The sequence below is a fragment of the Nocardia brasiliensis genome (assembly GCF_011801125.1).
Lineage (GTDB): Bacteria > Actinomycetota > Actinomycetes > Mycobacteriales > Mycobacteriaceae > Nocardia > Nocardia brasiliensis_C.
The window spans coordinates 5,976,358-5,987,290 of the sequence record NZ_CP046171.1 but is presented as its reverse complement, the minus strand read 5'-3'; the positions used below and the strand labels follow the sequence as shown (position 1 = coordinate 5,987,290).

10 protein-coding genes are annotated in these 10,933 nt (G+C 67.2%); 8 read left to right on the top strand and 2 right to left on the bottom strand.

Going from position 1 to position 10,933, the window contains the following annotated elements; translation table 11 throughout:
• Window positions 1-15 precede the first annotated feature (15 nt).
• Window positions 16-1,572: a (2,3-dihydroxybenzoyl)adenylate synthase gene (locus tag F5X71_RS27165; protein ID WP_238816043.1), complete on the bottom strand. Its 1,557-nt coding sequence runs from the start codon at window positions 1,570-1,572 to the stop codon at window positions 16-18.
• A gap of 190 nt (window positions 1,573-1,762) precedes the next feature.
• Between F5X71_RS27165 and F5X71_RS27160 the strand changes: the two genes are divergently transcribed.
• The 6 genes from F5X71_RS27160 (at window position 1,763) to F5X71_RS27135 (ending at window position 7,092) form a co-directional block, all read left to right on the top strand.
• The gene (locus F5X71_RS27160) at window positions 1,763-2,539 is read left to right on the top strand and encodes an SDR family NAD(P)-dependent oxidoreductase (RefSeq protein WP_238815496.1); all 777 of its coding nucleotides are present in this window, start codon (window positions 1,763-1,765) and stop codon (window positions 2,537-2,539) included.
• A 33-nt stretch (window positions 2,540-2,572) separates the two neighbouring features.
• Window positions 2,573-3,220 carry an isochorismatase family protein gene (locus tag F5X71_RS27155; protein ID WP_167464560.1) on the top strand — a complete coding sequence of 216 codons (648 nt, stop codon included), beginning with the start codon at window positions 2,573-2,575 and terminating at the stop codon, window positions 3,218-3,220.
• 31 nt (window positions 3,221-3,251) lie between these two features.
• On the top strand, window positions 3,252-3,506 hold the full coding sequence (locus F5X71_RS27150; RefSeq protein ID WP_167464559.1) for a phosphopantetheine-binding protein: 255 nt from the start codon (window positions 3,252-3,254) through the stop codon (window positions 3,504-3,506).
• On the top strand, window positions 3,503-4,807 hold the full coding sequence (locus tag F5X71_RS27145) for a lysine N(6)-hydroxylase/L-ornithine N(5)-oxygenase family protein (RefSeq protein WP_167464558.1): 1,305 nt from the start codon (window positions 3,503-3,505) through the stop codon (window positions 4,805-4,807). The genes F5X71_RS27150 and F5X71_RS27145 overlap by 4 nt, the downstream gene beginning before the upstream one ends.
• Window positions 4,808-4,987: 180 nt before the next feature.
• Window positions 4,988-5,692 (top strand): hypothetical protein, encoded by a 705-nt coding sequence (locus tag F5X71_RS27140; protein ID WP_167464557.1) that lies wholly within the window; start codon window positions 4,988-4,990, stop codon window positions 5,690-5,692.
• 374 nt (window positions 5,693-6,066) lie between these two features.
• Window positions 6,067-7,092 (top strand): alpha/beta hydrolase, encoded by a 1,026-nt coding sequence (locus tag F5X71_RS27135; RefSeq protein ID WP_238815495.1) that lies wholly within the window; start codon window positions 6,067-6,069, stop codon window positions 7,090-7,092.
• A 4-nt stretch (window positions 7,093-7,096) separates the two neighbouring features.
• On the opposite strand, the gene F5X71_RS27130 is transcribed toward F5X71_RS27135, so the two are convergent.
• Complete coding sequence (locus tag F5X71_RS27130) at window positions 7,097-8,110, bottom strand: LysR family transcriptional regulator (RefSeq protein ID WP_167464556.1); 1,014 nt, start codon at window positions 8,108-8,110, stop codon at window positions 7,097-7,099.
• 873 nt (window positions 8,111-8,983) lie between these two features.
• On the opposite strand from F5X71_RS27130, the gene F5X71_RS27125 reads away from it, so the two are divergent.
• The gene (locus F5X71_RS27125; protein WP_167464555.1) at window positions 8,984-9,793 is read left to right on the top strand and encodes a hypothetical protein; all 810 of its coding nucleotides are present in this window, start codon (window positions 8,984-8,986) and stop codon (window positions 9,791-9,793) included.
• A 63-nt stretch (window positions 9,794-9,856) separates the two neighbouring features.
• On the top strand, window positions 9,857-10,807 hold the full coding sequence (locus tag F5X71_RS36550; RefSeq protein ID WP_194250737.1) for a CAP domain-containing protein: 951 nt from the start codon (window positions 9,857-9,859) through the stop codon (window positions 10,805-10,807).
• Window positions 10,808-10,933 lie beyond the last annotated feature (126 nt).

Here is a 10,933-nt window from a genome sequence, read left to right as displayed (position 1 = left end):
CCGACGGGCCAGGACTCAGGCGGACCGCGCCGCCTGCGCGGTGAGCGCGGCACGCAGGGACCGGCGACTGATCTTGCCGACCCCGGTCTCCGGGAAGCTCTCGACCACCTCGAGCAGGTCCGGGATCTTCCAGGTCGCCACGCCGCGCTCGCGCACGAACTGACGAATCTGGCCGAGCGCGGGCGGGGTCGCCGGATCGGTCGCCAGCACGAACACGCAACTGCGTTCGCCGAGCCGCTCGTCCGGCACCGAAACGACGATCGCGTCCCGAATCAACGGATGGTCCAGCAGATGTGCCTCGATCTCCTCGGCCGAGATCTTCTCGCCGCCGCGGTTGACCCGATCGCCCAGCCTGCCCTTCACCACCAGGTTGCCGTCCGGGCGCAGGTTGACCACGTCACCGGTGCGGTACCAGCCGTCCTCGGTGAACGACGACGCGTTGGCCTCGGGATTGCGGTAGTACCCGCGAATCGTGTACGGGCCCTTGGTGATCAGCAGGCCGTCGGTGCCGGGCGGCACCGGCTCACCCTGCTCGTCGACCACGGCGATCCGGTCGTGGTCCGACATCGGGCGGCCCTGGGTGGCCAGGACCACGTCCTCGGGATCGTCGAGACGGGTGTAGCAGACCAGTCCCTCGGCCATGCCGAACACCTGCTGCAGGGTGACCCCGAGCGCGGGTCCGATCCGCCGCGCCAACTCGTCGGGGCAGCGAGCGCCGCCGACCAGCAGCACCCGCAGGCTCGAAATGTCGTAGTCGGTCCCGGCTTCCGCGCGTTCGACCCACAGCCGGGCCAGCGGCGGCACCAGGCCGGTGATGGTCACGCCGAAACGCTGGATCGCGCCGAACGCGGTGGTGGGGGAGGGCTCGATGGCCATCGCCACGGTGCCGCCCGCGTACAGCACGCCGAGGATGCCGGGCGAGCTCATCGGGAAGTTGTGCGCGACCGGCAGCACCGCCAGGTAGACGCTGGTCTCGTCGAGTCCGCAGATCTCGACGCTGCGCCGCACGCTGTACAGGTAGTCGTCGTGGGTGCGCGGGATGAGCTTCGGCGTGCCGGTGCTGCCGCCGGACAGCTGCAGGAACGCGACGCCGGACGGGTCGACCTCGGGCAGCTGCCGCGGCGTGGCGCGCAGGTCGTCGAGCCCGTGGGTGCCGCCCGGCGGCACGGCGGGCTTGCGGTGTTCCGGCACCAGGATCAGATGCCGCAGCTCGGGTGCGCTGTCGCGCAGCACCGCGCCGAGCGTGGCGTGATTGAAGCCCTGGTGGTGATGGCAGGTGATCATCGCGATCGCTCCGCTCGCCTGCGCGATCGGGAGCAGCTCGGCCTGCCGGTGCGCGGGCAGGCAGAAGACCGGCAGCGCGCCCGCGTAGAACAGGCCGAAGATCACTTCGACGAACTCGGCGATATTGGGCAGCTGCACGAGCACCCGATCGCCGCGCTGGATACCGAGATCGAGAAAACCCGAGGCCAGCGACCTGGCCCGGTGTTCGAGCTCGGCGTAGGTCCAGCGGTTGTGGTCATCGAGCACCGCGATGGCCTGCGGGGTGGCGGCCGCGCGGCTGGTGAGCATGTCACCGAAGGTTTCTCCGGACCAGTAGCCCAGGGCCCGATAGGTTTCGACTTCGTTTGCCGGCCAAGGGGTTAGGTCGGATTGCGTGGACAAGACGAGCTCCTTACGTGCTGATCACACCTGGTTTACTTTCATCAAGAATTAAGGTTAGGCTAAGCATATGTCTCGAGATGGTAAAAGTGGTGGCGGTGTGATCATCACCGGTGCTGCTGGTGGCATCGGGCGGGCCGCGGCGCAGATTTTCGCGGCCAGGTCCGCGGCGCCCGTGGTGCTATGGGACCACGATCCCGCGGTGCACCGCACGGCGGACGAGATCCGGGCCTGCCGGAACGGGGTCGACGCGCACGCCGAGCAGGTCGACGTGACCGATGCCGCGTCCGTCGACCGCGCCTTCGCCGCCGTCGCGCGGATCGGCCCGCTCGAGTCGGTGGTGCACGCCGCGGGCGTGCTCGAGACCGGCGCGATCGCGGAATTGACCGGGGACCAATGGGATCGGTGCCTTGCCGTGAACGCCACCGGCACGATGAACGTCACCCGCCGGGCCGCCGCGCTGCTCGCCGAGCGTGGCGGCGGCTCGATCGTCGTCGTCACCTCCAACGCCGCCAACACCCCTAGGGTCGGCATGGCCGCCTACAGCGCGTCCAAGGCCGCTGCGGCCGCGTTCGCGATGGCGCTCGGACTCGAGGTGGCCGCCGCGGGCGTGCGGGTGAACATGGTGTCGCCCGGTTCCACCGACACCGCCATGCTGCGCGGCATGTGGGACCACGCCGCGACCGAATTGCCCGCCGCCGCACGCGATCAGGTGCTCGCCGGCGACCCGGAGCGGTTCCGGCTCGGCATCCCGCTGCGCCGCGTCGCCCAGCCCGAGGATGTCGCCGAGGGCATCTACTTCCTGACCTCACCGCGCGCCCGGCATATCACCATGCACGATCTGCGGGTGGATGGCGGCGCGACGTTCGACGCATGACAGCTGTTGTTCTGACCCAAAAGGAGATAACTGTTGGCCATCCCGCCGATCGCACCGTATTCGATTCCGGCGCGCGAAGACGTCGCCAGCAATCGAGTGCCATGGTCGCTGGATCCCTCGCGCGCCGCGCTGCTGATCCACGACATGCAGCGGTACTTCATCGACGCCTACCAGCTCGACCAGGAGCCGATCTCGACCGCCGTCGCGAACATCAAACGCCTGCGCGGGCAGTGCGCCGCGGCCGGTGTTCCGGTCGTGTTCACCATGCAGCCCGGTGACCAGCACCCTTCGCGGCGCGGCATTCTCGCCGATTTCTGGGGCAGCGGCCTGCGCGAGGGCCCCGAGGCCGACGTCGTCGCCGAACTGGCGCCCGGCCCCTCCGATATCCAGGTCACCAAGTGGCGCTACTCCGCGTTCCAGCGCACCGATCTGCGCGAGTTGCTGAACCACTACAACCGCGACCAGCTGATCATCACCGGCGTCTACGCGCACATGGGCTGCATGCTCAGCGCCGCCGAGGCGTTCATGAACGACATCCAGCCGTTCCTGGTGCTGGACGCGACCGCCGACTTCGGCCGTGACGAGCATGTGATGGCCATGGACTACGTCGCCCGCCGCTGTGGCGCGGTGACCACCACCGAAGCGCTCGATTACGCGCTGCGGCAATCGAATGCGGCCTGACCCGGGCTCTGGACAAGTTGGAGGAGTTGTTATGACCGAGCCGGTTACCATCGGCCGTCAGGATGTGATCGCCGATATCGCGGCGGCGCTGGGTGTCGCACCGCACGAGGTGCCGGCGGACGGCGATCTCACCGACGCGGGCCTGGATTCGGTGCGGTTGATGTCGCTGGTGGAGAAGTGGCGGGCCAACGGCGCGACGGAGGCGGACTTCGCCACCCTGGCCGCCGAGCCGGTGCTCGATGCCTGGCTCGATGTCCTGGTGCCCGGTCACGCGGATCGGGCATGACGGGCGGCGCCGGTGACGAGATCGTCGATATCGCCGGGATCGGTTTCGGGCCTTCGAATCTCGCGTTGGCGATCGCCCTGGAGGAGCACAACCAGGGCCGCGAGCACGGGCGGCTGAGCGCCCGGTTCGTCGAGACCAAACCGCGCTTCGAGTGGCATCCCGGCATGCTGCTGCCCGGCGCAACGATGCAGATCTCGTTCCTGAAAGACCTTGTCACGCAGCGCAATGTGCGCAGCAGGTACAGCTTTCTGAACTATCTCAAAGAGCACGACCGGCTGACCGACTTCATCAACCTGTCCACCTTCCGGCCCACCCGGCTCGAGTTCCAGGACTATCTGCGGTGGGCGGCGCGCACGGTGGCGGCCGAGGTGTCCTTCGGTACCACCGCGGTGTCGGTGGCGGCCGCGGGCGATTGTTTCGAGATCCAGCTCGACGGAGCCGCGCCCGGCGTGCTGCGCGCCCGCAACATCGTGGTGGCCGTTGGCCTTTCGGCACGATTGCCGGAGGGGGTGACGGCCAGTACGCGGGTGTTCCACAGTCATCGCCTGCTGCCGAGCCTGCAAGCGCTGCCGCGGTCGCGCCACCACCGGTTCGTGGTGCTCGGCGCGGGGCAGAGCGCGGCCGAGGTGGTCGGGCATCTGCATCAGAGCTACCCGGACGCGCGGGTGCACGCGGTGTTCGGCAAGTACGGGCTCAGCCCGGCCGACGACAGCCCGTACGCCAACCGGATCTTCGACCCGGCCGCCGTGGACGACTTCTACGCGGCCTCACCGCAGTTGCGGCAGCAGTTGCTGACCTACCATCGCGGCACCAACTATTCCGCGGTGGAGCCCTCGCTGATCGAGCGACTCTACGCGCAGGAGTATGCCGAGCGGGTCGCCGGTGATCGGCGGTTGTTCATGCACGGGGCCTCGACGGTCGCGGGCATCGAGGATTCCGGCAGTGGGGTGCGGGTCGACGTGACGCACGGGCCGACCGGCCTCACCGAGACCCTGCTGTGCGATGCGGTGGTGTGCGCCACCGGCTTCCGGCCCGGCGACGTTCGCGCCGTGCTCGGCGAACTGGCCGAATCGGTCGCGTTCGAGGCCGGGCAGGTGCAGGTGACCAGGGACTATCAGCTGGTGCCGACCGCGCCGCTGCCCGGCGACATCTATCTGCAGGGCGGTACCGAGCACACGCACGGCCTCTCCTCGTCGCTGCTGTCCAATATCGCGGTGCGCACCGGCGAGATCGTGCGCTCGGTCGCTCGAGCGAGGACTGGTGCGCGGACCGATCGCACGGCCGACCGCGCGGGGAGGTAGTCGCGGCGTTCTCGGTGCCGTCTGGCGGCGTAGACGAAACCCGATGTCGGACTTGGCATTCGGGCTGCTCGCGCGCAGTTAAGCAAAACTGAACAGTGACAACGAACATGTTGACAAAATAAGGTGTGGCTATCCTAAGCTCTCGGCATCCCGACCACACCCTACGAAGGACTTCGAAGAATGCTGATGAGGAACCTCGCCGCGACAGCCACCATGCTGATCGCCGCACTCGGTGTCGCCGCGGGCACCGCGGCCGCCGACCCGGTCGCTGCCGACGCGCCGATCAATTTCACCGCCGAGAGCACCGACACCCAGGCCATCGTCTCCCTGGACGCCGGCTCGATCGTCGTCGAGGACGACGCGCTGAAGATCAAGGCCGCCAACGGAAATGTCGTGGCGGGCACCCCGCTGAAGTTCCGGCTCGACGATTTCGAGTTCCCCATCGCGGCCGACATCGCGGGCCGCACCGCGACCCTGACCCCGCAGCTGGACATGAGCAAGGCCGTCTACAAGCCGGTCGCGCTGCCGTTCGAGGACAAGGCCCCGTGGAAGAGCGAATACGACCGTGAGCAGGCCGCCTGGGCGCGCATGACGGGCACGATCAGCCTCGGCGCCAGCATCGCGACCCTGGTCGGCGGGCTCGGCGGCGCGGCCGTCGGCTGTGTCCTCGGCGGCATCGTCGGTGGCGCCGTGGTCGGTGGCACCATCGTCGGCCTGTTCGGTCCGTTCCTCGGCGGCATCGCCGCGGGTTGCCTCGGTGGCGCGGCCGCCATGGGCGCGCTCGGCACCGTCGCCGGCCAGATCTTCATCACCGCGCCGGTGACGATCGGTGCGGTGATCCAGTACTTCACCACGATCAACCAGCCGTTCAACCCGGCCAAGTAGTACTCGGTCCAGGTCGAACACGAACCGTCCCCGTCGCTCGGGGGCGGTTCGTTCGTTTTCGCGACCGGTGTGCGGGGAAGCTTGTCCCGCAAGGGTTTCCGTGCCGTGCGTCGTGATGGATCTGCGCCGCAACATGGCTCGAAACATGCGCGTTCCAAACTGGTCGGTGCCGGATCGGGACGCGCCGTGGCCGGCCGTGATCAGCTTGGCGGAGAGCGCATTACGGTGGTGGCTGCCGAATTGCCCGGTCGAGGCGCACGAATCCGCGGTAAGTCTTGCGGTCTGCTCGCCGCTGGCGATAGCCTGCCTGACTAGTGGCTGGACAGGGACGCCGGTTGGGCGTTCTTCGCATCTCACTTCGAGGAGCTCGGCGCGTGCGGATCTCGGTTCGAACATTGGCCGCGTTGGCGGCAGCGGCATTGCTCAGCGTTGTTCCGGCGGCGGCGCAGGCTGATCCCGCGCCCGCCTCGGACAATTGCCGATCGTTTCCCTTCGACGTAGCCCGGGGTCAGCTGGCCTCGACCCTGTGCATGCCCGCGGGTGGCGCGGCCGACACGGTCATGGTGCTCATGTCGGGCTCCAATTACAACGGCACCTATTGGGATTTCCAGTACGAACCACAGACCTACAACTTCCGGCGGGCGATGAACGCGGCGGGCTTCGCGACCCTGGTGGTCGATCGGCTCGGCAACGGCGCCAGCACGCATCCGCCGAGTCTGTCGCTCACCGCGACGGCCACCGCGGACGCGCTGCACGAGATCGTCCAGGCGCTGCGCGCCGGACTCGCCGGCGCGCAGCCGTTCGCGAAGGTGATCAGCGTCGGACACTCGCTGACCTCGGGCACCGCGGTGATCGAGGCGACCGCGCACCACGACGTGGACGGCGTTGTGCTCACCGGATATTCCCACTCGCTGAACATCCCGGAGACCCTCGGCGTGATCTCCACCTACTACCCGGCGGTCAACGACCCCAAGTTCGCCGGGCGCGGCCTCGACTCCGGGTACCTGGTGTCGCGACCGGGTACCCGCCTGCACGACTTCTTCGACCCGGACAATGTCGACCCGCAGGTCCTCGCCATCGATGAGCAGAACAAGGAGGTCTTCTCGCTCACCGAGTACCCCGACGGCCTGACCTCCACGCTGCCGGGCATGTCCAGCCTCATCACCGCACCGGTGCTGCTCGTCAACGGCGGCAAGGATCGGTTGTCCTGCGGCACCGGCTATTCGATCTGCGCGGACTCGGCCACCCTGCTGGCCGCGGAGTCCCCGTACTTCGGCCCGGCCGCGAAGTTGCGCGCCTTCGTACTGCCCGGTAGCGGGCACTCGGTCAATCTGGCGCGCAACGCTCGCGACTACCAAGCGGCCGTCATCGATTGGGCGAACTCGATGGTGCGGCCGTAACGCCTCACTGCGCCTTGGCCTCCGGGATGAACGTCGCGTCCCGGGCGCCGATCTGGGCAGGCACCTGCGGTCGCGACGCCGATTCCAATTTCGGCCGCCGGATATCGAACAACCCTGCGGCCCCGAACTTTCGGACGAGCTCGGTGTCGGTGATCGCGTCCAGGAACTTCTCCACATACGGAGACTTGTCCCTGGCATGCACCGTCAGCTCACGCCGGATCGGGCGGGGCAGCCGGACGATGGACACCAGGCGCGAGGAACCGTGCAGGGCCATGCGCGGCACCAGCGCCACGCCGACACCGTGCTCCACCAGGCTCAACGCGGTGGACACGTCGGGGGCGCGCACCGCGAAGCGGATATGCACACCGGCCCGGCCCGCCTCGCGCGAAAGGATATCGGTGAGATCGGAATTCGCGCCGCAGCGAATCCAGGGCGCCTCGATCAGCTGTTTCCAGGAACCGTCGAAGCTGTTGCGGTGGCTGTGGTGGCACACGACGACGAGCTCTTCCTCGCCGAAGCAGTGGAAGACCTTCGCGGTCGAGCGCTCCAGCGGACCGACGGCGAGATCGAGCGCGCCCTCGTCGAGCGTGGAGTGCAGTTCGCGGATATCGGTGAACGAGCGGACCTCGATATTGTCGATATTGCGTTCCAGGCGCATTCGATAGATCAGCGGCGGCAACAGTTTCTGGGCGATCGTCGGCGTCGTGCCGACGGTCATGACGCCGTCGCCGAACGTCTGGCCCATGGCCATCGCCTGCCGGACCGAGTCGACGACATCGGAGGCCTGGGTGAAGAACTCGCGGCCGAACTTGGTGAGCCTGGATCTTCGAGATCGCGGGTCGAACAGTTTCCGGCCGAGCGAACTCTCCAGCGAGTCGATCTGCTGCGACATCGCGGACGGCGTTATTCCGAACCTTCGTGCCGCCGCGGACAGCGAACCCAGTTGCACCGTGTTCACAAAGTAATCGAACTGCCGCAACGTGATCGTGTTGGAAGTGAGCAAGGGATAATCAGACATCGGCAACCTTCATATCGAGCCTTCGGCTCATCTACCGCACTTGCGGTCCATCACTGAAAATTAAGTGAGCATCCGTCGCCGAGTCGTGGCAGTTGCCGATCAGCGTCGATCGGCGGCGACTTCGAGCTCTTTCCGTTTACCGTACGTTCATTTCTCGAATGGTTCGGCGATGGCCGGGAAAGAACTAACTCGGAGATCGTGCCGACTTGCGCGGAGTCAGTATCTACGCGGGTGCAGGATACGTCAACGTGGAAGTATTTATCGTTCTGTTATCTGGATCACCTTGCCACTTCGCACACTGACTCGCTTGCTCTCGCTACCTGGAGTGATGGCTGCTGAACCGCCTTCTGGGTCCGTCGAGCGCGCCCCTGCGCCGTGCTCATCGGATACTGGATCGTAACCGCGTCGGTCTCGAAGTATGGGTTGTGGGGTGCTTATTCAATCGAAACTTAACGCAATGTTAGACCCGCTAACAACCGATGTACAGCTTGTGCCGGATGACAATCGAGCTTGTTCTTTTCGACAACTCTCGTGATATAGCGGAACGGCTATGAATCGGCCGGTCCGGCGTGATCCGGTCGTGATCGGGGAAATGTCCGTTTTCACGTCGGGCGTGATCTGTCTGTGATCGCCGATCCAGTCCCTGTTAATTGGGATCTTGATTCGCTGTAAGAATGCTCGAGCGGCCTTGTTGCGGGTCCGTGGCGCTCGTAGGCTTCGAATCGGAAGCCAGCACACTGGAACCGTGTACTAGACCGCAGAGTCGCGGCTAGCCGGTCCGGCCGGTCGCAGCGTCGCGGCCGGTCGGTGTCGGCGATCAATTCGACTCGGCCGCTCCGACGGACGATCGGCGATTTTTCGAAGGAACACGTCTTGGGTAAGCACAGCGCACCGAGAAATACCTATGTCCCCGCCCGGATGGCGATGCTGTCCACGGTGACGCTGATCGGCATGGCGGTCTCGGCCAACGCGGGTGCCGGTGCGCCGGTGCCGCACCAAGGGGGAACGGTGGGCGATGGCGCCGCTACCGCGCCGAAACCGCTAGCGGCCCTGCCTCATTCGGCGACTCCGGTGGCCGCTCGACACTCGCGGACGCAGCAGCCGGAGATCGGTGCGCCCGCTCGGCAGCCGCACCGTCCCGGGTCGCGGCGCGCCGAGCCGGACGCGCCGGTGGCCGGCGGCACCACGGCGCTGATCGAGAGTGCTCAGCAGTTGCTCGACCTGGGTGGCACGGCTTTGCAGGAGCCGATGCGCGTGGTGCTCGAGGCACTGCGGACGGCGCTGAACGCCAGTGGCGCCACGATCGGTCCGGAGGTGGCCAAGGGGATCGATCAGCTGCTCGCGCGTGCCGTACCGCGACCGGCCGCGCCCACTCCGGCGCCTAGGCACGCGGCCGTCGTGCCGGACGACGAGGCCGACCCGGGGGAAGCTGCCGACGACACCGAGGAGTGGGCGTATGAGACCGAAGAATCGGTCGACGACGTCGAGGAATCGGCATACGAGGCCGACGATTCGGCCGACGAGACCGAGGACTCGGCGTACGAGACCGAGGACTCGCCCGACGCCGAGGACGACTCGGCAGCGCGGACCGAGGACTCGGCCTATGCGGCCGACGATTCGGCCTACGTGACCGACGACGATGCCGAGTGGCTTCCGCTCGCCCTCGGGCCGAGCGTCGGCTGACAACCGAATAGCAAGGTAATCAACAACTTAACGAAGGAAATTGTGCGTTTCTCGCCAGCGACCATGCTGTCTCTGTCCACCGCTGTCGGCGCCTCGGCGATCGCCGTGGCCGCCCTTGCCGGAGCCCCCGCGGCGCACGCCGCGCCATCGGCCGAATCCCCCGCCGATTCGGTGATCACCCTCACCAACAATGAACGGGCCAAGGCAGGTTGCCCCGCCCTGAAGGCGGAAACCCATCTCACCCGAGCCGCTCAGGGGCATTCGGAGGACATGGCCGCCGGCGGATTCATGGACCACAACTCGTCCAAGGGTGATCCGGGCGCGCGGATTCGCGCGGCGGGCTACAAGCCGCAGACCTGGGCGGAGAATATCGCCGCCGGGTATCGCAGCGCGTCGGAGGTGGTCGACGGCTGGATGAACAGCCCCGGCCACCGCGCCAACATCCTGAACTGCGGCCTGCGTGACATCGGTGTCGGGTATGCGAAGGCGCGCAACGGAACTCCCTACTGGACGCAGAATTTCGGCACCTCGAGCACGCCGGATTACGGCAAGCCCGACCAGCCAGGCAAGCCCGACCAGCCCGGAAAACCCGATCAACCAGGTCAACCCGGGCAGCCGGGTCAACCCGGGCAGCCGGGTGAACCCGAGCAGCCCGGCCGCCCCGAGCCCGGCCGGCCCGGTCAACCCGGTGGCGGGGATCCGTCCGACGGTGACTGTGGGAGTACGCCCGGTGGTGGCTCGCCCTGGGATTCGTGGCGCGATTGGTTCAATGGCATCGGCGATTCGTGGGATCCGTGGGGTGACGGCTCCGATGGTGGCGGCGATTCGTGGGATCCGTGGGGCGACGGTGCCGAGGACACCGGTGACTCCTGGGATCCGTGGGGTGAATCGTCTTGGGATCCTTGGGATTCGGGCGACAGTGTGCCGTCGTCGTGGGATCCGTGGCGCGATGGGTTCGACGCTCCGGTGCGAAATGTCTTCGAGCAGTTGGCTGCTCGGACAAGTCTTCGCTGATTCGTTAGGTAAGCCACCAAACTCGCTTGGCGGTTTACCGGGTCTTCGCGGGTAGGGCCGCACCCCGCGGGGGCTTCGCATCAGCACGCGAGGGTGCCGCCGGACCGATGACGTGTCCGGCGGCAT